This is a genomic window from Flavobacterium keumense, assembly GCF_029866485.1.
Lineage (GTDB): Bacteria > Bacteroidota > Bacteroidia > Flavobacteriales > Flavobacteriaceae > Flavobacterium > Flavobacterium keumense.
On the sequence record NZ_CP092332.1, the window covers coordinates 2,362,040 to 2,384,333 of the forward strand.

Below are 22,294 nucleotides of genomic sequence, written 5' to 3' on the forward strand. Positions count from 1 at the left end.
AATTATGATTTCAAAAAAAATTAGTCTATTGTGCCTGTTGTTAAGTTGTTTATTTGCAACTGCCCAAGAAAAATTCACACTAAGTGGCACTATTAGCGACAGCAAAAGCAACGAAACCTTGATTGGAGTCAATCTGTTTATCCCTGAACTAAAAACGGGAGTAACGACTAACGAATATGGTTTTTATTCCATAACTATCCCTAAAGGAAATTACAACATCCGAATCAGCTATATGGGGTATCAAACCCTTGAAGAATTGATACAATTAAGTCAAAATACGAAAACTAATTTCAAATTGTTGACTAATGAAAATACTTTGAAAGAAGTTATAATAACCGATACTAAAACAAAAACGGATATTCGGAAACCAGAAATGAGCGTCAATAAACTTTCGATTTCAGCTATTAAACGAATGCCCGTAGTTTTAGGAGAAGTTGATGTTTTAAAATCCATTTTGTTACTTCCTGGTGTAACCAATGCTGGCGAAGGAGCCTCTGGATTCAATGTTCGCGGCGGTGGAGCCGACCAAAACCTAATTCTGCTAGATGAGGCGACTATATTTAATTCATCTCACGTATTTGGATTTTTCTCTGTTTTTAATCCAGATGCTATCAAAGATTTAAAATTGTACAAAGGCGGTATACCAGCCCGTTTTGGCGGAAGAGCATCTTCTGTTTTAGATATTTATCAAAAAGACGGAAGTAGTAAAGAGTTTCATGCTAACGGAGGTATCGGTTTAATCTCAAGTCGCCTTTTAATAGAAGGTCCTTTGGTAAAAGACCGAGGTTCTTTCCTAATTGGAGGCCGAAGTTCCTATGCGCATCTATTCATGAAATTATCAAAAGACCAAAAAAATAACGCCGCTTATTTTTATGATTTGAATACTAAAATAAGCTACAAACTTAACCCAAACAACAACTTATATTTATCTGGTTATTTTGGCCGCGATGTGTTTAGTTTAGCCAATAGTTTCACGAATATTTACGGAAATTCTACACTTAACTTGCGTTGGAATCATTTATTTTCTGACAAACTATTCTCCAATTTGTCGTTAATCTATTCGGATTACTATTATGGTTTAGATTTGGATTTTGTAGGATTTCAATGGGATTCTGGAATCAAAAATTACAACATCAAATACGATTTCAAAAACTATATTTCGGACCGATTCAAATTGAATTACGGACTTAACGCTATCTATTATGATTTTAATCCAGGTACCATAAAACCTTCAAGTACTACATCGGGAATTAATTATTCGCAACTGGATAAAAAATACGCATTTGAACCCGCTTTGTATATTAATGCCGACCAAGAACTAACTGCAAAATTTTCGGTTTCTTATGGATTACGATACAGTTTGTTTTACCGTTTAGGGCAATCCAATTTGAATGTATATGCTAATAACAATCCGGTAACTTTCAATACCAATATGCAGATTTATGAAAAAGCAACGCCTATTGGTACACAAACTTTTCAAAAAAATGAGGTATTAAAAAGCTACAACTATTGGGAACCTCGTTTTTCTTTGGCATACCAATTCAATGAAAAACAATCGATAAAAGCCAGTTACAATCGAATGGTGCAATACCTTCAATTGATTTCCAACACCTCTTCTCCTACTCCTTTGGATGTTTGGACACCAAGTGATAGTTTTATCAAGCCTCAAATTGCCGATCAAGTAGCTTTGGGCTATTTCAACAATTTTGCAAATGAGAATTATTCCTTAGAGGTGGAAACTTTCTACAAAAAAGTACAAAACCGAATTGACTATATCGATGGAGCTGATTTGATTGCCAATAATGCTTTGGAACAAGTTATTTTGAATGGTCGAATGCGATCGTTCGGATTAGAAGTTATGCTAAAGAAAAACGAAGGTCGTTTGAATGGCTGGGTTTCTTATACTTTATCTAAATCACAACAACAAACTCCAGGAAGAACAGCTCTTGAATCAGGGATCAATAACGGACAATGGTACAATTCAGCTTATGACAAAACACATAATTTAGCCATAACTAGTAGCTTCCTTTACAATGATAAATGGACTTTTGGAACTAATTTTTCCCTACAAACAGGACAACCTGTGACCTACCCAAATGGCCAATATCAATATCTCGGAATTACAATCCCAAGCTATGGACTACGCAATAAAAATCGACTCCCTGCATACCATCATCTAGACATCTCTGCAACTTTAACCCCAAGAAAAAACAACAATCGAAATTGGAAAAACGAATGGGTTTTTAGTATCTACAATCTGTACAATAGAAAAAATGCTGCAGCAATTAATTTTAGACAAAATAGCGAAACTCGAGCTAACGAAGCTGTTAAAACTTCGATCTTTGGAATGGTTCCCGCTGTGAGTTATAACTTTAAATTTTAATAACATGAACAGAATATACTTCATTTGGGTTTGGATTTTGAGTTTTTTATTTCTTAGTTGTGAAGAAGTAATTCCTTTACATTTAGAAACAGCTCCCCCAAAATTAGTTATTGAAGCGGCTATCGTTTGGAAAAAAGGTAGTAGTGGAGCTACTCAAAAAATCAAATTGAGTACAACTACTAGCTTTTACAACAACATTCCAAATAAGGTCTCAGGCGCTACCGTTTTTATAAAAAATAGCAGTAACACAATTTTCAACTTTATAGAGGTACCCGCTACCGGAGAATACAAATGCTTGAATTTTGTTCCTGTACTTGGTGAAAATTACACCCTAACAATAATTGCTGATGGGAGTACTTATATAGCCACTGAAACTTTACTCCCAGTTGCTCCAATAACCAAAGTAGAACAAAATAACCAAGGTGGATTTAGTGGTAAAAACATTGAATTAAAAGCATTTTATAATGACCCTGTAAACACCCCTAATTATTATCTATATCGCTATACTTATTCTAATCAAGCAACTTCAAACTTTTATGCTGATGACGATAGTTTTTTTAGTGGAAATGAATTTTTTAGTATTTCACAAAATGATAATTTAAAACCTGGTGACAAGGTAGAAATTAATCATTATGGTATTTCAAAAACCTACTATAATTACATGAATATTATTGTTTCAATAGCAGGTAATAGTGGAGGTAGCCCTTTCCAATCTCCTCCAGCTACTGTAAGGGGAAATATTATTAATAGTACTCATCCCGAAAATTTTCCGTTAGGGTATTTTTCTTTAAGTGAATATGATACCGTAAATTATACTGTCCAATAAATGAAACATCCATTTTATCCAACTTTATACCCACAATTAATTTAATACCTTTACATTACTAAAAAAAATCAAAATGTCTTCACATCACATTGTTAGAGATGACCAAGAACCAGCTTTAATTATAGCTAATGGAGCTGCATGTCAATCTGAATTATTGGGACAATTATTAGAATGGTCTCCATTAGTTGTTGTGCTTGACTCTGCCATAGAACGCGTGATGGAATTAGATATCAAAGTTGATATCCTTTTAGGAGATTTCGATCGAAATTTTAATCCAGAACTATACAAAACCAAACAATTCCCAATTGAAATTATCCATACCCCAGATCAAGATAAAACAGACCTAGAGAAAGCATTTGATTATTTAATTTCGCGCAACATTACTGCTGTAAATGTAGTTTGGGCAACAGGTAAAAGAGCAGACCATACCATAACCAATATTACTAACATCATCCGGTATCGAGATACTTTGAAAATTGTAATCTTGGACGATCATTCTAAAATATTTTTACTACCTAAAAAATTTGAAAAATGGTATCCTGCCAATACACCTATTTCTTTAATTCCAATAGGTCATGTTACTGGTATTCAATCTACTAACCTATTCTATCCTTTGCAAGGCGACAGTCTTACCTTAGGCCTTCGAACTGGAAGTAGCAATTATGTTGCCCAAGATGGTATTGTAAGTATTGAACATAACGAGGGCGACTTATTACTTATGGAATGTGTGGATTGATTTTCTAAATCAACTCAGAATTTCTTACTTTTACTCACCATAAAAAAATAAAAATGCTAACTACTCTTCTTATTTTATTCGCTTTTATAATCGCATTAGCCATTGGTATTTACATTGGCAAACTCATTTTCTCTGCCAAAATGCACGCCGAAAAAATCAGTTTAGAAGAAAAGGTTTTAGCGGGTCAAGCCCAAATTCAAAATTTCAAAGAAATCCTAGAAAAAGAAAGAAACGAAAAAGAAGTCATTCGAAATGAGAAAGACAGTTTGGCGATTCAATTATCCAAAAAAGAAGTTGATTTTGAGAATCTTTGGGAACGCAACAAAGAACAAAAACAAGAAGTAGAACAGCTTCAAGAAAAATTCACCAAAGAATTCGAAAATTTAGCCAACAAAATATTAGACGAAAAATCAAATAAATTTACGGAGCAGAATAAAGAGAACATGCAAAATATCTTGACGCCATTGCAAGATAAAATCCAATTATTCGAAAAGAAAGTCGAAGACACTCACAAAGAAAGTATTGATTACCACGCCGCTCTTCGCCAACAAATTCTTGGCTTACGCGAAATGAATCTTCAAATGAGTAAAGAAACCATCAACTTGACTAAAGCCCTGAAAGGCGACAGCAAAATGCAAGGAAATTGGGGCGAATTGGTATTGGAGCGCGTTTTAGAAAAATCAGGTTTAGAAAAAGGGCGAGAATACGAAGTTCAACAAGCGTTTACAACAGCCGATGGCAATCGAGTGTTTCCTGACGTAGTCATTAATTTGCCTGATGGCAAAAAAATGATTGTCGATTCAAAAGTATCGTTAACCGCTTACGAAAAATACATCAATGAAGAAGACGAGGAACTAAAATCTAACTACCTCAAAGAACACGTTACTTCCATCAAACGCCATGTAGAACAATTAGGTAATAAAAATTATCAAGACTTGTACCAAATTGAAAGTCCTGATTTTGTGTTACTATTTATTCCTATCGAACCTGCTTTTGCTATGGCATTAAACGAAGACACTTCGTTGTACAACAAGGCTTTTGAAAAAAATATTGTCATAGTAACTCCAGCTACTTTATTAGCTACTTTGCGTACTATAGATAGTATGTGGACCAATCAAAAACAACAAGAAAATGCCCTAGAAATTGCGCGTCAAGCAGGAGCTTTGTATGATAAATTTGAAGGTTTCGTAGCCGATTTAATTAAAATTGGAAAGAAAATCGACGAAAGTAAAGTAGAATATGCAGGAGCAATGAATAAATTAGTCGAGGGCAAAGGAAACTTAATTAGCAGTGTTGAACGTTTGAAAAAAATGGGTGCTAAAGCCAAGAAAGCACTTCCTGACACTATTTTAAATCGAGCCGACAAAGACGAAAATCAATTAGAATCATAAACCATGAACAATACCTTTAAAACCGTAGCCTCTTCATACATCAGCATTTCTGAACTGATGCTTCCTTCTCACACCAATTTTAGCGGAAAAATTCACGGAGGGTATATTTTGTCGTTATTGGATCAAATTGCTTTTGCTTGTGCCTCAAAATTTTCAGGAAATTATTGTGTTACCGCCTCGGTAGATACAGTCAATTTTCTAAAGCCTATTGAAGTAGGCGAACTAGTTACTATGAAAGCTAGTGTCAATTATGTAGGCAAAAGTTCAATGATTATTGGAATACGAGTGGAAGCTGAAAATATACAAACCGGAATAGTTAAACATTGTAATTCTTCTTATTTTACCATGGTTGCCAAAGACAAGCAAGGCAATAGTGTACCCGTTCCTGGATTGATTATTTCGAATCTAAAGGAAGTTCGGCGTTTTTGCAATTGTCTGAAACAAATTGCCTTGAAAAAAGAAAGAGACTTACACGAAGAAATTTTTGATTACAGTTCTATTGAAACTATTGAAAGCCTTAAAAAATACAATGTTTCAATTGAATTAAATTAGAAAATTCATCCTGTTCACAATTAAAATTCGTAACTTTAGGTACTAACTCCTTTGGTTTATGAAAAAAATTACTTCAATACTACTATTGTTTATTAGTTGCTTTTCGTTGGCCCAGGAAAAATGGACAACACAATCAGGCACGATTAATTTTGAAGCTTCTGTTCCGCTTTTTGAAGAAGTAAAGGCAATAAATAATTCGGTGAAATGTGTCTTAAACTCAGAAGACAAAACCATTACTTGTGTAGTAAAAATAAAAGATTTTCATTTTAAACGAGAGTTGATGGAAACCCATTTTAATGAAATTTATATGGAAAGTGATCGATATCCAAGAGCTATTTTTAAAGGAACTATACTGAATTTAGATCTTACTAAAATTTCTTCAGAAGGAATTGGTTTACCAATCAACGGTAAAATAAAAATTCATGGAGTAACCCAAAGTATTACTGTAAAAACGGTAATTAAGAAAATCGCGAACAGCCTACAACTTACTTCTGATTTTGATTTGAATACGGATGATTTTAAAATCAAAATCCCAACTATGATTTTGCCAAAAATATCAAAAACGGTTCATATCCATTTGAACTGCACACTACAATAAAATTAGTGTGATAAACAATGGCGTAACGCTTTTTCTAAATCAGTAAATTGAAATTGAAATCCGGTTTCCTCTATTTTGTCAGTGGCTACTCTCCTACCTTGTAAAACCAATTGTGACATTTCGCCTAGAACCAATTGCAGTACAAAAGCCGGAACCTTTGGCAACCATATTCTATATCCAAATACTTTCGCTAAAGTGGCAGAAAAAATAGCATTGGTAGTTCCATCATTTACAGCAGCATTGTAGGGTCCTTGTATTTGAGAATTCGTGATTGCGGCTAGATAAATTCGACACAAATCATCGATATGAATCCAGGGCATGTATTGTTTTCCAGAACCTATTACACTGCCTAGTTTATATTTAAATAAGGGAACCAATTGCTTCAGAACGCCTTCTCCTTTGCCTAAAACCAACCCTGTTCTAATTTGCACTGTTCGAATGCCTAAATTGTGAATAGGCGCAGTTGCCGATTCCCATTTTTGGCAAACCGATCCTAAAAAATCAGAAGCTGCTGGAGTGGTTTCTGTACAAACTAATTCATCATTGATAACCCCATAAATTCCAACACCAGAGGCCGAAATGAAGGCATCGAGTTGTTTATTATTTTTTTGCAAACAAGTGTATAATAGCTGAGTCGATTTTTCTCGGCTGTCCAAAATCGCTTTCTTACGAGCCGTTGTCCATCGCTTAGCGCCAATATTTTCCCCTGCTAAATGAATTACATAATCAGCATTCAAAATGGCTTGTTCATCAATTGTTCCCGCATCAACATCCCATTGAAAGTACGAAATACCATCCGAATTCGTATTAACAGAACGACTCAAAATCGATACTGAAAATCCATTTTCTAAAAGGAGTTGTGTCATTTTTTTGCCAATAAACCCAGTCCCTCCAGTCAATACAACATTTTTTTTCATAACCGAATCTTTTTTCATTTTGAATTCATTACAAATATAAATAAATATTTTGTTTAACTTTTTTATTATTTTGTTAAACATTTTATATCTTTATACTCTAATTTGAAATCAAATTGAAAATGGCTACTAAAAAATCAACCTTGACAAAAGACAAAATAGTTTCAATGTTCATGCAAGACACCCTTGAAAATAACGAAAAACCTAAATCAGTTTATCATTTTGCCAAAGCAAATGGATTGACTGAAGCAGAGTTTTACAACTTCTTTGGTAGCATCGAAGGGATAGAAAAAGAAATTTTTATTCTCTTTTTAGAAAAAACTTTGACATTATTAGAAAAAGACAAAGACTATGAATACTATGATATGAAAAGTAAAATGCTAAGTTTTTATTTTACTTTTTTTGAATTACTAACCGCTAACCGCAGTTATGTCGTGTTAAGTTTGAAAGAAAACAAAAATCCATTAAAAGGATTAATGCAATTATCTGGCTTAAGAAATGGTTTTAAAGATTTTGTAAGTGGAATTATCTCAGACGAATACCGATTGAAACAAGAGAAATTTCAACAAATTCAAGAAAAAGCCTTACAAGAATCGGCTTGGTTCCAGCTATTGATGACCTTGAAATTCTGGTTAGACGATAGCTCTGCCTCTTTTGAAAAGACAGATCTTTTTATCGAAAAATCGGTAAAAGCTTCTTTTGAATTAATGAATACCACTCCGTTAGAAAGCCTAATTGATTTTGGAAAATTCCTCTTCAAAGAAAAATTACAACACAACTAAATGAAAACTATCGATTATATTCCTACTTCTAAAATAGAACGCGCCAGCAAATTAGTACAAACTGGTGCCAAAGTAGGAGTCAATTATTTGAAATACTATGGCGAAAAAGTAGTCAACCCAACTTTAAATCGCGATAAGCTGAACGAAGACAATGCCGAAGATATTTATGACGGACTAAAAAGTCTAAAAGGAAGTGCCTTGAAAGTAGCGCAAATGTTGAGTATGGACAAAAGCTTCTTGCCTCAAGCCTATGTAGAAAAATTTTCATTGTCACAATTTTCGGTTCCACCACTTTCAGCACCCTTGGTATTAAAAACATTCAAATCGAACTTAGGCAAAACACCTTATGAAATCTTTGACGAATTCAATCCTAATTCGGTGAACGCAGCGAGTATTGGACAAGTACATTTGGCAGTAAAAGACAATAAAAAATTAGCTGTAAAAATTCAGTATCCTGGTGTAGCAAATAGCATTTCGTCTGACTTGGCTTTGGTGAAACCGATTGCCATTCGAATGTTCAATTTGCAAGGCAAAGATTCAGACAAATATTTTAAAGAAGTAGAAGATAAGTTAATTGAAGAAACCAACTATTTGTTAGAGCTGAAACAAAGTCAGGAAGTAGTAGCCGCTTGTTCAAAAATAGACCATTTAGTTTTCCCGAATTACTATCCTGAATATTCTTCGGAACGAATCATCACCATGGATTGGATGACGGGATTACATCTGTCTGAGTTTACCAAAGAAAATACCAATGCTAAAGTTGGCAATCAACTGGGTCAAGCGCTTTGGGATTTTTATATGTACCAAATTCATGTGTTGCGCAAAGTACATGCTGACCCGCATCCGGGGAATTTCTTAGTTAACGAAAATCAGGAATTAGTAGCTTTGGATTTTGGATGTATGAAAGCCATTCCGAACGATTTTTATATTCCCTATTTTGAATTGGTTAAAAAAGAAATCATTGATAATAAAACGCTTTTCAGCGAAAAACTATTCGAACTTGAAATCTTGCGCACCGATGATACGCCCGAAGAAGTGGCTTATTTTACTTCAATGTTTTATGATTTATTGACATTGTTTACACAACCTTTTCAATCGGAAACTTTTGATTTTTCAGACGAGGTATTTTTTCAAAATATTGCGCAATTAGGAGAACGCTTTGCAAACGATACTAATCTAAGAAAAATGAATGGCAATCGAGGTTCTAAGCATTTCATTTATATGAACCGAACTTTCTTTGGTTTATACAATTTATTGTTTGATTTGAAAGCTGAAATTATAGTGCATAATTATCAAAAATACAATTGATGAAAAAAGAATTAACTGATATAGAAAAAGACCGCGTCATTGAAATGGCTTGGGAAGATAGAACCACATTTGATGCCATTCAACTACAATTTGGGTTAAAAGAACAAGAAGTGATTGACCTCATGCGTGCTGAAATGAAACCGTCCAGTTTTAGAATGTGGCGAGCCAGAGTACAAGGTCGAAAAACCAAACACGAAAAATTACGTGATTTTAGAGAAGGACGTTTCAAATGCAGCCGTCAACGACAAATAAATAACAATAAAATAGCGAAACGCTAAACCATCACAAAATGAAAAAAATACTAATCATTGGCGGAAGTAAAGGAATAGGCAATGCTATTTTACTCCAACAATTAGAAAGCAATACGGTATATACCATAAGTAGAAACGCCCCAGGAATAACGCATCCGAACTTGAAACATTTTTCGTTAGATGTTTTACAAGATACGCTTCCTGAAATTGAATGTTTGGATAGCCTAATTTATAGCCCAGGTTCTATTACGTTAAAACCTATTGGAAGTTTGAGCATTGACGATTTTAGAAATGATTTTGAAATCAATGTAATTGGAGCGGTAAAAGTAATTCAGAAATACTTGCCTGCTTTAAAAAAAGGCAACCACCCTTCTATCCTATTGTTTAGTACTGTAGCAGCCAAATTAGGCATGCCTTTTCACGCGAGTATCGCTACCGCAAAAGCGGGCGTGGAAGGATTGGTAAAATCATTAGGTGCTGAATTGGCGTCAAGTATTCGCATTAATGCCATTGCACCTACTATTACAGATACGACTTTGGCTTCGGGAATTTTGAGAAATGACCGAATGAAAGAAAACATGGTAGAACGCCATCCTATGAAAGGCTATTTACAACCCGAAGAAGTAGCCAATATGGCTGACTTTTTGATTTCTGAAAAAGCAAAATCTATTTCAGGACAAATATTCGAAATGGATTATGGTATTGTCAGCTTTAAAATTTAATAAACACCTCAAAAATACTAAATGAAAAACTACGAAAAAAAAGAAGAATACAATACCCAAGTTACTGAAATTTTATCCGATAATTACAAAACTATAATTGAAAATTTAGGCGAAGATGTCACTCGTGAAGGGCTTGAAAAAACACCTGAAAGAGTGGCTAAAGCGATGCAATATTTAACCCACGGTTACGGTTTAGATCCTTTAGAAATATTAAAATCAGCTTTATTTACCGAAGACCACAAACAAATGATTGTAGTCAAAGACATAGAAGTCTATTCGATGTGTGAACACCATATGTTGCCGTTTTTTGGAAAAGCACACGTGGCTTATATTCCCAATGGAAAAATAGTTGGATTGAGTAAAATACCTCGTATTGTGGATGCGTTTGCACGTAGAATGCAGGTTCAAGAACGATTGACAGACCAAATTAAAGATTGTATTCAAGCTGCATTAGAACCTCTTGGAGTGGCAGTTGTTATAGAAGCACAACACATGTGCATGCAAATGCGTGGCATTCAAAAACAAAATTCAGTAACAACTACTTCCTCGTTTACTGGAGCTTTTGAAAAAGACAAAACACGCAAAGAATTTATCAGTTTAATTTCGAACAAATTAAGCTAAAGATTTAAAATTGTTAGTTATGGTTAGGTTGGAACTCCCGAATTACTTTTAAAGGTATCGGGAGTTTTTTATTTCAAAATCCCTGCTTTGTAAGTAGCAATAGCACGATCTCTTGCCATAACGTGATCTACGATAGGTTGGCCATACCCCAAATCAAATTCTTTAATCCATTGCCGAATGTAAACTCCTTTTTCGTCAAATTTTTTCTGTTGAATATCAGGATTAAACACTCTAAAATAAGGAGCCGCATCACAACCTGTTCCAGCTGCCCATTGCCAATTTCCTACATTAGCAGCCATTTCGTAATCCAATAATTTTTCGGCAAAATAGGCTTCGCCCCACTGCCATTCAATTAGCAAATGCTTGCAAAGAAAACTTGCAACCACCATACGCACTCGGTTGTGCATATAGCCGGTTTCATTCAGTTGACGCATTCCAGCATCGACCATTGGGTAACCCGTTTTTCCTTCGCACCAACGTTTGAATTCATCTACGTCATTGCGCCATTCAATACCATCATAAGCCGACTTAAAATTTTTATTTTGCACTTTAGGAAAATGATAGAGAATTTGCATGAAAAACTCTCTCCAAATCAACTCACTTAGGAAAACAGCATTTTTTTTTGCAGCCCAATTCACAAGTTTTCGAATGCTAACAGTGCCAAAACGCAAATGAGGAGACAAATACGAGGTACTATCTAAGGCTGGGAAATCACGTGTTTCGTTATAGTTAGCTACCCATTTTAAGTTATGAGGTTTTACCTTAATCGGACTAGTTGTAAAACCTATTTGCTCCAAACTAGGAAAGTCAAAATCGCTTTTGAAAAAATTAGAAAAATACGGTACCGCATCAAATTCTGGCACTGGTGCGATGGATTTATATTTTTCTAACCATTTGTTTTTAAACGGAGTATATACGGTATAAGGCAAACCATCTACTTTCACAATCTCGGCTTCTTCAAAAATAACTTGGTCTTTAAATGCCGACGATTGTATTCCATTGGAAGTCAATAATTTGTCAACAGACAAATCGCGTTGAATAGCACTCGGTTCATAATCTTTATTCCAAAATACTCCTTGAATGGAATATTCATTAATTAAGTGAGTCCAAACTTCTAATGGTTTTCCCTTTTTTACCAAAAGTGAACTACCGAATTCACTTAACTTTTGATTGATATTAGCCAAGGATTCATGAATAAAACCAACTCTAGCGTCATTATTAGGCAAACGCTCCAAAATAGTTTCATCAAAAATAAATACAGGAATAACAGGGTATTTAGATTGTAAGGCTTGGAATAAACCAACATTATCATCCAATCGTAAATCGCGCCGAAACCAAAAAAAAGAAACTTCTTGTTTAGCCATTATTTTGTATTGAATATTTCGTCTACCTTCACTTTTCGATAATCAAAAATAGCTTTCAATTTATTTTTAACTACCAAAGCATTCATAATCCTGCCAATAAACCCTAAAGGCAACGCATAATGTACTAAATCGGTCATTAAAACACCATTCTCAGTAGGCTCAAAAAAGTGTTTGTGATGCCATAAAGTATAAGGCCCAAAGCGTTGTTCGTCTATAAAATAACTATTGTCTTTCACAAAAGTAATTTCAGTTACCCATCTCAGTTTAATTCCGAAAAGAGGCGACACTTTATACTGAATAATTTGGCCCGCATACATATTTTTCTCATCAAAATCAGTAATCTGAAATCCCATTGATTCTGGTGTGATTTTTTGTAAATTGCGCGGGCTAGAAAAGAAAGACCAACATTCTTCTAAACTGGCATTTACGAATTGCTCTGTTTTTTTAGTGTATACTTTCATCTTAAATTTTGTAATATTTAAAAGGAACAAATAGCATCCCAAAACACTCCCCATCTTCTTTTCCCAAATGTTTATGATGTACTTTGTGCGCTTTTCGCAAACCAATCAAATACTTGTTATTTGTATTTTTAAACCACTTAAAGCGTTGATGAATCAAAACATCGTGAATCAAAAAATAACAAAGACCATAGAACATAATTCCGAGGCCAATGAAGAATTTATAATTCAATCCGTCCTCTAGGCCAAAATAGAAAAGCAAAATACTTGGGATAGCAAAAATGACAAAGAAAACATCATTGCGTTCAAAAATAGCAGCATATTTAGGCTGATGATGGTCCTCGTGAAAATACCACATAAAGCCATGCATCACATATTTATGAGTACACCAAGTAACACATTCCATCAATAAAAAAGTAATCAAGAAAATCAGAAAAAACTGTATTTCATTCATTGTATTTAGAATTAAATTTTAAACTAATTTTAATTTATAAGTCACAAAAGACTGGGCCAGTAAACCTGCTTTGGTATAATTAGAAACTCGGATTCGAGCTGTTCCAATTTTATGGCTTGGTGTTTTTTCTAATTTATTTAACAACTTTTTATAATACACATAAGCGGTATAAACACCAAATTTAGCTTCCATAGGCAATTTAGTAATCCCTTGAAAAGCTACTCTAAAATCTTCCTGAATCTCACTAATAATAGCCTTTTTTGCTTTTTCATCAAAAGAATTCAAATCGACTCCTGGGAAATACGTTCGGTTCAGTACCAAGTTATCGTCTTTTAAATCCCGTAAGAAATTTACCTTTTGGAATGCCGAACCTAGTCGCATCGCTTCCTCTTTCAATGCATTATATTTTACAGCATCTCCATTCACAAAAACTTGTAAACACATTAAACCTACCACATCGGCAGATCCATATATGTATTCCTCGTATTCTTCTTTGCTGTGGTATTCGGTTTTGACTAAATCCAGCTTCATACTTCTTAGGAAAGCCTGAATTAAATCATCCGAAATAGAATACTTCTTTACTGTAAGCTGAAACGAATTCAAAATAGGATTTAAACTAATTCCGGAATGATATGCTTTGTAATATTCTGTTTCAAAATCAGTAATCAAAGTTTCTTTTTCATATCCATGAAAAGAATCTACAATTTCATCTGCAAAACGAACAAAACCATATATGCTATAAATTGCCTCTCTTATACTTGGCGAAAGCATATAAACGGCCAAAGAAAATGAAGTACTGTAATTTTTAGTTACCAGTTTACTGCATTTAAAGGATACGGTGTCAAATAACTGTTTCATAGTTAGGCTTTTGAAAATTGTTTATTAATTAATTCTGAAACTAATTTCCCCGAAATTAAAGCGGGTGGAACTCCGGGACCAGGCACAGTCAATTGTCCTGTAAAAAAGAGATTATTTACCTTTTTACTCTTTAACTTAGGTCTTAAAAATGCGGTTTGTAATAAGGTATTAGCCATACCATAGGCATTCCCTTTATACGAATTATAATCTTGTACAAAATCATTTTTACAAAACGATTGTTTAAAGATAATGTTTTTTCGAACCTCTTGTTGTGTCAACAACTCAAAACGATCCATAATTTTATGGAAATATTCCTCACGTAAGGCTTCTGTATCTTCTATACCAGGTGCAAGTGGAATTAAGAAGAATGCAGATTCCATACCTTCAGGTGCAGCAGTAGGATCAGTCACTGAAGGAAAATTAGCATAAAACAAAGGCTCTACAGGCCATTTTGATGTATCGTAAATATCTTTGGCGTGTTGGTTAAAATCGGTATCAAAAAATAATGCGTGGTGCGAAATGTTTTCTATTTTTTTATTGAACCCAACATAAAACAACAAAGAAGACGGTGCAAATACACGGCTATCCCAATATTTTTCTGAGTAAACACGGTATTGCTTTTCCAATAAGGTTTCTGTATGATGGTAATCGGCACCACTTAAAACCACATCTGAATAGATAGTTTTACCATTGACTACAATTCCTTTGGCAATTTTATTTTCAACACTAATTTTTTCAATGGCTGCATTCGTTACAAATTGAACCCCCAATTCGGTAGCTAAACTTTCCATACCTCGAACTACATCAAACATACCGGTTTTCGGATGCCAAGTTCCCAAACCAAAGTCGGCATAGTTCATAAAACTATAAAAAGAAGGCGTATCTGAAGGCTTTGCTCCTAAGAATAAAACGGGAAATTCTAAAATTTGAATCAATTTTTCATTCTTGAATTTCTTGCGAACATCTCGGCTAATATTACTAAAAAATTGACCTACTTTTTTAGCCGTTTCTAAAGTAATGAGTTCTAAAGGAGAAACTCCTGGACGGTACACTAAGTCTTTAATGGCAATCTCATAGTTGGAACGAGCTTCAGCCATAAATTGTTCCAAAACAGCTCCGCTTCCCTTTTCAATAGATTCAAAAGTAGCTACAATTTCAGGTAAATTATCTGCAATAGAAATGAATTGATTGATTCCAAAATATACTCGATACGCTGGAGACAATTTAATCAACTCATAATAATCAGTTGTTTTCTTCCCAAAATCAGCAAAAAAACGATCAAAAACATCGGGCATCCAATACCAGCTTGGTCCCATATCAAAAGTAAATCCATCTCTTTTTAACTGACGAGCACGACCACCTATCGATGTATTTTTTTCATAAACCGTTACTTTATGACCACTTTGTGCTAAATAACATGCGGCTGCCAAAGATGAAAACCCTGACCCTATAATTGCTATTGTTTTAGATACAATCATTATTTTTCCTATTTAAACAAATTTAGACAGACTTTACCAACGATTCTATGGAACTAAATACAGACATGTTTTCTGATAAATTTCTAGTATCGATATACGCCGCCATTCTTCCGATATACCAAATTTGTGTAGTTTCATCTTCTAATTCCTTTTTCATTTCTAGAACATAGTCATTAACTGTTTCTCGATCAGGTTGAACCGTCAAATAAGAAACAAATACAATCGAATCAAAATGTCTTTTTAAGTCTTTTAAATTCGAAATAGGCATACTTTCTCCTAAATAAATAGTTTTATATCCCTTAGCAAGAATCTCGTAATTCAAATACATTAATCCTAATTCATGTATTTCATTCATAGGCAAAGACAAAACAAAAATTTTATCCGTTTTAGTAGGTTTCAATACCTGCAACTGTTCTGTTTGAATTAATAACTTTTGTTTAATTAAAAAAGTAATAAAATGTTCATGAGCAGGCGAAATAGTATCTGTTTGCCACAACACCCCTAATTCTTGCATCAATGGAACCAAAACTTCATAAAAAATTTCCCTAAACGATTTTTCAGCCATCAACCAATTGTATGTTTTGAAAAATAATTCTTGGTCAAAATGCATCATTGCCATTTTAAACTCACTTAATGCATGACTTTTGGCTGTTTTGTTGGTTACAATTTCACGAACAAGATTAGGAATATCTTCAGGCTTATATGTAGCTATTTTAGAGATTTTATACCCATAATTGTGCAACAAAGTAATATTAAGTAACTTTTGTAAACTTGCTAAATCATACAAACGAATATTCGTATCCGTTCGCATTGGCTGTAAGATATTATATCTTTTTTCCCAAATACGAATCGTATGTGCTTTTATCCCAGATAAATTTTCGAGATCCTTGATACTGAATACGTTCTTGACGTTGTTCATTGTTTTTTAATTTTTGTTAAACAAATGTAAACTAAAAAACAATACGAAGCTAATTTAAAAACCAAACTATACGCTATTTTTATGATCTAATCTCCTAATTAAGCAATATGTCATAAAAAAAGCCTCTTTTCAGAGGCTTATTATAAATCTATATTTAAGTTTTATTTACTCAAATACATTTTTCTACGAGAATACAATTCATAGAATTGATCGTCTTTTAAGTCATCAATAAACAAAATACTTTCTCCCGTAGATTTCATCTCGGGACCTAAAGCTTTATTTACATTATGAAATTTACTGAACGAAAAAACAGGTTGCTTGATAGCAAATCCTTTCAACTGTGGATTGTATGTAAAGTCAGTTACTTTATTCGCTCCTAGCATTACTTTAGTGGCATAATTCACGTAGGGTTCGCCATAAGCTTTAGCAATAAAAGGAACCGTTCTAGAGGCTCTTGGATTGGCCTCAATAATGTAAACAATATCATTTTTGATAGCAAATTGGATATTGATCAATCCAACTGTTTTCAAAGCAACAGCTATTTTATGCGTATGGTCTTTAATTTGTTGCATAACAAATTCGCCCAAATTGAACGGTGGTAAAGTCGCATTACTATCTCCCGAGTGTACTCCACAAGGTTCGATATGCTCCATAATTCCAATGATGTATACGTTTCCATCAGCATCACAAATAGCATCGGCTTCGGCTTCAATAGCACCATCTAAATAGTGATCTAACAACAGTTTATTCCCTGGAATCGACTTCAACAAACTAATTACATGTTCTTCTAATTCTTGTTTGTTGATGACAATTTTCATTCCTTGACCTCCCAATACATACGAAGGACGTATCAATAGTGGGAAATCCAATTTATCTGCTAAAGCAGACGCTTCATCAGCAGTTTCTGCAATTCCGAATTTAGGGAAAGGAATATTCAAGTCGGTCAATAAATCAGAGAAACGCCCTCTGTCTTCGGCTAAATCCAAAGCATCGAAACTAGTTCCTAAGATTTTTACTCCATATTTAGATAATTTTTCTGCTAATTTCAAAGCGGTTTGACCACCTAACTGCACAATAACACCTTCTGGTTTTTCATGTTGGATAATGTCATAAATATGCTCCCAGAAAACAGGTTCAAAATACAATTTATCAGCCGTATCAAAATCGGTTGAAACCGTTTCAGGATTACAGTTAATCATAATCGTTTCATACCCACATTCTTTGGCAGCAAGTACCCCGTGAACACAAGAGTAATCAAACTCAATTCCTTGTCCAATTCTATTTGGGCCTGACCCTAAAACGATGATTTTCTTTTTATCCGTAACAATACTTTCATTGTGAACATAACGTTCTCCGTTTGGCTTTTCAATTTCAGCCTCGAAAGTAGAATAATAGTATGGGGTTTGCGCTTTAAACTCAGCCGCACAGGTATCTACTAATTTGAATACACGATTAATATTCATATCCATACGCAAGGTATGTACCTGACTTTCCAAACAGCCCATCATGTGTGCAATTTGTCTGTCTGAGAATCCTTTTTGTTTAGCTTCAAGCAACAATTCTTTAGGTAGAGATTCAACTTTATAGGTAGCGATTTCTTTTTCTAAAGTAAATAATTGCTCGTATTGTTTCAAGAACCACATATCTATTTTAGTGATTTCATGAATGCGGCTCAACGGAATTCCCATTGCAATGGCATCATAAATCACAAAAACACGATCCCAACTTGCATGCATCAGTTTTTCGATAATTTGTTCGTAATTAGTATATCCTTTCCCGTCAGCACCTAAACCATTTCTTTTGATTTCCAGTGATTGAGTGGCTTTGTGTAAGGCTTCTTGGAACGAACGTCCAATTCCCATTACCTCACCTACTGATTTCATTTGAAGTCCTAATGTTTTATCAGCACCTTCAAATTTGTCAAAGTTCCAACGTGGTATTTTTACAATTACATAATCCAATGTTGGCTCAAATAAAGCCGAAGTAGATTTTGTAATTTGGTTTTGCAATTCATCTAAGTTGTATCCTAAAGCTAATTTTGAAGCGATTTTAGCAATTGGATATCCCGTTGCTTTAGATGCCAATGCTGAAGAACGAGACACACGAGGGTTAATTTCAATCGCTACAATATCTTCTTTTTCGTCTGGCGAAACCGCAAATTGTACATTACAACCTCCCGCAAAATTTCCGATGCTACGCATCATCAAAATGGCCATATCACGTAATTTCTGGAAAGTAGTATCTGATAATGTCATCGCTGGTGCTACGGTAATAGAATCTCCAGTATGGATTCCCATTGGGTCCATATTTTCGATAGAACAAATGATAACTACATTGTCATTTTTATCTCTCAACAATTCCAATTCATATTCTTTCCAACCCAACAACGCTTTGTCAATCAATACTTCGTGAATTGGAGACGCCTCCAAACCTCTAGTTAATAACTCGTCAAAGTCTTCCTTTTTATGTACAAAAGCCGCTCCTGTACCCCCTAAAGTAAACGATGGACGAATAACTAACGGAAAACCAAACTCCTGCGCTATTTCTTTTCCTTGCAAAAAAGATGTAGCTGTTTTGGCAGGCGCATAAGGCACTCCTATTTTATTTAATAATTGTTTGAATTGCTCTCTGTCTTCGGTAATATTGATGGCGTTCACATCAACCCCAATTAATTTTACCCCAAAATCTTCCCAAATTCCTTTTTCTTCTGCTTCTAAACACAAGTTCAATGCTGTTTGTCCACCCATTGTTGGCAATACCGCATCAATTTGTGGGTGCGCTTTTAAAATTTCGATAATTGACTTGGTTGTCAAAGGCTTCAAGTAAACATGATCAGCCATAGATGGGTCAGTCATAATCGTCGCTGGATTCGAGTTGATTAATATCACTTCGATTCCCTCCTCTCGAATAGAACGTGCCGATTGTGAACCAGCATAATCAAATTCGCAAGCTTGACCAATTACAATAGGACCTGAACCTATTATCAAAACGGATTTAATGGATGTGTCTTTTGGCATTGTAGTATAATTTGTGTGTTTGTTTTTGAGGTTTTGTAATTCGATTTAAGTTACAACTAAGATAAGCACAACTGAACTAAAACGTATTCGCTTAAATTTTCAAAAAAAAGCCGTTACTAAAAAATAGTAACGGCTTAATATTGATTATAGAATAACCATTATTTTTTGTGTCTAGGTTCGCTAGAAACAGTCAATTTATGTCTTCCTTTAGCTCTTCTTCTTGCAAGAACTTTTCTTCCATTAGCAGAAGCCATTCTGTCCATAAATCCGTGTTTATTTCTTCTTTTTCTTTTCGATGGTTGAAACGTTCTTTTGCTCATTGGTTTGTATCTTTAAAATCTTTATTTATATGTCTTCTAGTTTTTGAATAACCGTTATTCTAAAACCGAGTGCAAATATACAAAGACTTTTTTTTCTAGCAAGTAGTTTTATAAAAATATTTTTAATTCCTTTTACTATCTTTGCAATCACAAAATCAAACCTATTATGTTTCATAAAAATATCAAACTTATTCTTGCCGTGCTGATTATTGCAACAGGTATTTGGCAATTTACTGAAAGTAACATTGGAAATGGAATATTCCTTTTACTACTATCCATCATACCCGTTTTTTTATATTTCAAAAACGAATTTATTTTATTGGCATTCTTAAAGTTAAGAAAACAAGATTTTGAAGGTGCTAAAAAATGGCTAGACAAAATCAAAAACCCCGAAGGTGCTTTGGTTCAAAAACAACAAGGCTATTTCAATTACCTTCACGGTATTATGCTTTCGCAAACCAATATCAATCAAGCAGAGAAATTTTTCAAAAAAGCAATTGAGTTGGGATTGTCTATGGATATGGATTTGGCTGTAGCCAAATTAAACCTTGCTGGCATTGCAATGTCTAGAAGAAGAAAATTAGAAGCTACATCGCTGTTGAATGAGGCCAAGAAACTGGACAAGCAAAACATGCTGAAAGAACAAATCAGCATGATGAAAGAACAAATGAAAAAAATATAATACAAAAAGAGGCGATGTATATCGCCTCTTTTTTTTTAATATCCTTCCAATGGAATTTCCAATTGGTATTTTTTATTCGTAGGATTCACCATCTTAGTGGTGCGCAGCCACGGATTATGAATCTTCAATATTTTATAATTAATCCCTTGTTGAAGTGCTAAACTAGCCAAATCGGTTACCGAACTATCAATTGTAATTTTCTTAGTAGCTACTATTTTGTATTGCTCCTCCTCTGTAATTGGAAAACTGTATTGTTCTGGATGTTCCATAATTTGTTTCAAGGCTAAAATTCGGAACACATAACGAGAAGTTTCGTCATTTAGCAATAAATCATAGTAATTAGAAACTTTTTGAATATCCAATTGCTTTTTGATTCCGGTTCCACCCGCATTGTAAGACGCTGCCACTAAAGTCCAATTGCCAAATTTTTCTTTGGCTTTCAAAAAATAAGCACAAGCCGCTTCCGTCGCTTTTTCCAAGTGATAGCGTTCGTCAATATTCTCATTCACTTCTAAACCAATTTCTTTAGCCGTATCAGGCATAAACTGCCAAATTCCTTTAGCGCCAGCTGGAGAAACTACATTGACCAAACCACTTTCAATCACGGCAACATACTTAAAATCATCTGGAATTCCATTTTTCTTTAAAATAGGTTCGATGATTGCAAAAGCACGGTGCGCTCTTTTTAAAATTAATAAAGTCGAAGCGTTCAAATGCTTGTTCACCAATAATTCTCTATCCAAACGTTCTTGCACATCTGCAATTTGCAACGGCACTCTTTCTCCTGCAAAATCAATTTGGGCTGGAAAATAATTCGGATTAAAACGAGCTATCCAATTACCGGGAAATTCTAATTTAGAAGCAAATATAAATAGACCGCTGATTAGCACTATTCCAATTAAAAGAAACGATTTACGAATCGTTGTTGTTTGTTTTTTCATTTATTCTATTTTTATTTAGAAAACTCACCTAAAATTATTGCAGGTAAATTTTCATTCAACCATTTGTATTTACTTAAAATCATGATGTGTGTTCCGCCTTTTACTACAATACAATCTTTAATGTATTGAATTGGAAACACCTCATCGGCATCGCCGTGAATGTGAATTACATTCGGATCAACTTGGGTTATATCCCACAATACAATGCGTTCTATAGCCCAATCCAAATAATGTACATCGCGAACCGAAAGATACCTTTCATATAATTTCAATCGATGTGCTATGGATTTCCCAAAAGAAAAAGCACTCAACTTTTCCATATTCGAAAAAATCGATGTTGGAATTAATTTGTACGCTTTCGTAGTTTTGGCAATTTTCATTCGGCGAGGGAATTCTATATTTGATTTCACACTCGAAATAATAATGACCTTCAGTGGATTCAAAAAATCTGCCATTTCTTGCACCAAAATTCCTCCGAAAGAAACACCAATCAAAACAGGATTTGACGCTGTGATTTTTTCAGCTATTCGTTTGGCATAATCCTTTAAAGATTCATTTGCTATAGGTAATTCCCAATCTAAAAAATGTACTTCAAAAAGCGAGTCCGGCAAAACAATACGCTCAAAAATCAACGAACTAGCCGCCAATCCAGGCATGAAATAAACCGAAATCTTTTTGTTATTCATTTTCAAAAAACCATTACTTCAATGTAAAAATAA

At 34.2% G+C, this 22,294-nt stretch carries 23 protein-coding genes; 12 read left to right on the plus strand and 11 right to left on the minus strand.

All coding sequences use genetic code 11. From position 1 onward, the window contains the following. Positions 1-4: 4 nt before the first annotated feature. The 6 genes from MG292_RS10455 (at position 5) to MG292_RS10480 (ending at position 6,486) form a co-directional block, all read left to right on the plus strand. Positions 5-2,383, plus strand: a complete 2,379-nt coding sequence (locus MG292_RS10455) for a TonB-dependent receptor (protein WP_264532786.1) — start codon at positions 5-7, stop codon at positions 2,381-2,383. A gap of 4 nt (positions 2,384-2,387) precedes the next feature. Beyond that, on the plus strand, positions 2,388-3,209 hold the full coding sequence (locus MG292_RS10460; protein WP_264532785.1) for a DUF4249 domain-containing protein: 822 nt from the start codon (positions 2,388-2,390) through the stop codon (positions 3,207-3,209). Between the two features lie 73 nt (positions 3,210-3,282). Continuing rightward, positions 3,283-3,945: a thiamine diphosphokinase gene (locus tag MG292_RS10465; RefSeq protein WP_264532784.1), complete on the plus strand. Its 663-nt coding sequence runs from the start codon at positions 3,283-3,285 to the stop codon at positions 3,943-3,945. Positions 3,946-3,998: 53 nt separating this feature from the next. Beyond that, positions 3,999-5,336, plus strand: a complete 1,338-nt coding sequence (locus MG292_RS10470; protein ID WP_264532783.1) for a DNA recombination protein RmuC — start codon at positions 3,999-4,001, stop codon at positions 5,334-5,336. 3 nt (positions 5,337-5,339) lie between these two features. Beyond that, on the plus strand, positions 5,340-5,888 hold the full coding sequence (locus MG292_RS10475; RefSeq protein WP_264532782.1) for an acyl-CoA thioesterase: 549 nt from the start codon (positions 5,340-5,342) through the stop codon (positions 5,886-5,888). A 58-nt stretch (positions 5,889-5,946) separates the two neighbouring features. Beyond that, on the plus strand, positions 5,947-6,486 hold the full coding sequence (locus MG292_RS10480) for a YceI family protein (protein ID WP_264532781.1): 540 nt from the start codon (positions 5,947-5,949) through the stop codon (positions 6,484-6,486). Between the two features lie 2 nt (positions 6,487-6,488). Here MG292_RS10480 and MG292_RS10485 read toward each other — a convergent pair whose 3' ends face one another. Then, complete coding sequence (locus MG292_RS10485) at positions 6,489-7,403, minus strand: TIGR01777 family oxidoreductase (protein WP_264532780.1); 915 nt, start codon at positions 7,401-7,403, stop codon at positions 6,489-6,491. Positions 7,404-7,522: 119 nt separating this feature from the next. Between MG292_RS10485 and MG292_RS10490 the strand changes: the two genes are divergently transcribed. Genes MG292_RS10490 through folE form a run of 5 tightly spaced genes read left to right on the plus strand, consistent with a single transcriptional unit; the run spans position 7,523 to position 11,084 of the window. Further along, complete coding sequence (locus MG292_RS10490) at positions 7,523-8,182, plus strand: TetR family transcriptional regulator C-terminal domain-containing protein (protein ID WP_264532779.1); 660 nt, start codon at positions 7,523-7,525, stop codon at positions 8,180-8,182. Then, on the plus strand, positions 8,183-9,490 hold the full coding sequence (locus tag MG292_RS10495; protein WP_264532778.1) for an ABC1 kinase family protein: 1,308 nt from the start codon (positions 8,183-8,185) through the stop codon (positions 9,488-9,490). Beyond that, a complete protein-coding gene (locus MG292_RS10500) occupies positions 9,490-9,768 on the plus strand; it encodes a TIGR03643 family protein (RefSeq protein ID WP_264532777.1) in 279 nt (92 codons plus the stop codon). The genes MG292_RS10495 and MG292_RS10500 overlap by 1 nt, the downstream gene beginning before the upstream one ends. Before the next feature lie 11 nt (positions 9,769-9,779). Continuing rightward, positions 9,780-10,463, plus strand: coding sequence for an SDR family NAD(P)-dependent oxidoreductase (locus MG292_RS10505; RefSeq protein WP_264532776.1), 684 nt, complete (start codon positions 9,780-9,782; stop codon positions 10,461-10,463). A gap of 21 nt (positions 10,464-10,484) precedes the next feature. Continuing rightward, on the plus strand, positions 10,485-11,084 hold the full coding sequence (gene folE, locus MG292_RS10510; RefSeq protein WP_264532775.1) for a GTP cyclohydrolase I FolE: 600 nt from the start codon (positions 10,485-10,487) through the stop codon (positions 11,082-11,084). A gap of 68 nt (positions 11,085-11,152) precedes the next feature. Here folE and MG292_RS10515 read toward each other — a convergent pair whose 3' ends face one another. From MG292_RS10515 to rpmH, 8 genes are all read right to left on the minus strand, one after another. Continuing rightward, entirely contained in the window at positions 11,153-12,448 is a 1,296-nt protein-coding gene (locus MG292_RS10515; RefSeq protein ID WP_264532774.1) for a cryptochrome/photolyase family protein, read from the minus strand. Beyond that, on the minus strand, positions 12,448-12,909 hold the full coding sequence (locus tag MG292_RS10520) for an SRPBCC family protein (RefSeq protein WP_264532773.1): 462 nt from the start codon (positions 12,907-12,909) through the stop codon (positions 12,448-12,450). Before MG292_RS10520 ends, MG292_RS10515 begins: the two co-directional genes overlap by 1 nt. A gap of 1 nt (position 12,910) precedes the next feature. Then, positions 12,911-13,360, minus strand: coding sequence for a sterol desaturase family protein (locus MG292_RS10525; protein ID WP_264532772.1), 450 nt, complete (start codon positions 13,358-13,360; stop codon positions 12,911-12,913). A gap of 18 nt (positions 13,361-13,378) precedes the next feature. Beyond that, a complete protein-coding gene (locus MG292_RS10530; protein WP_264532771.1) occupies positions 13,379-14,218 on the minus strand; it encodes a phytoene/squalene synthase family protein in 840 nt (279 codons plus the stop codon). A 2-nt stretch (positions 14,219-14,220) separates the two neighbouring features. Further along, on the minus strand, positions 14,221-15,696 hold the full coding sequence (locus MG292_RS10535) for a phytoene desaturase family protein (RefSeq protein WP_264532770.1): 1,476 nt from the start codon (positions 15,694-15,696) through the stop codon (positions 14,221-14,223). 22 nt (positions 15,697-15,718) lie between these two features. Continuing rightward, the gene (locus tag MG292_RS10540; RefSeq protein WP_264532769.1) at positions 15,719-16,615 is read right to left on the minus strand and encodes a MerR family transcriptional regulator; all 897 of its coding nucleotides are present in this window, start codon (positions 16,613-16,615) and stop codon (positions 15,719-15,721) included. A gap of 161 nt (positions 16,616-16,776) precedes the next feature. After that, positions 16,777-19,632: a carbamoyl-phosphate synthase large subunit gene (carB, locus tag MG292_RS10545; protein WP_264532768.1), complete on the minus strand. Its 2,856-nt coding sequence runs from the start codon at positions 19,630-19,632 to the stop codon at positions 16,777-16,779. Between the two features lie 158 nt (positions 19,633-19,790). Continuing rightward, positions 19,791-19,952, minus strand: coding sequence for a 50S ribosomal protein L34 (gene rpmH / locus MG292_RS10550; RefSeq protein WP_008464848.1), 162 nt, complete (start codon positions 19,950-19,952; stop codon positions 19,791-19,793). 166 nt (positions 19,953-20,118) lie between these two features. On the opposite strand from rpmH, the gene MG292_RS10555 reads away from it, so the two are divergent. After that, complete coding sequence (locus MG292_RS10555; protein WP_264532767.1) at positions 20,119-20,634, plus strand: DUF2892 domain-containing protein; 516 nt, start codon at positions 20,119-20,121, stop codon at positions 20,632-20,634. 35 nt (positions 20,635-20,669) lie between these two features. Here the strand turns inward: MG292_RS10555 and MG292_RS10560 are convergent, their stop codons facing one another. Continuing rightward, the gene (locus tag MG292_RS10560) at positions 20,670-21,575 is read right to left on the minus strand and encodes a lytic transglycosylase domain-containing protein (protein ID WP_264532766.1); all 906 of its coding nucleotides are present in this window, start codon (positions 21,573-21,575) and stop codon (positions 20,670-20,672) included. A gap of 11 nt (positions 21,576-21,586) precedes the next feature. Then, complete coding sequence (locus MG292_RS10565; protein ID WP_264532765.1) at positions 21,587-22,261, minus strand: alpha/beta fold hydrolase; 675 nt, start codon at positions 22,259-22,261, stop codon at positions 21,587-21,589. Between the last annotated feature and the right edge of the window lie 33 nt (positions 22,262-22,294).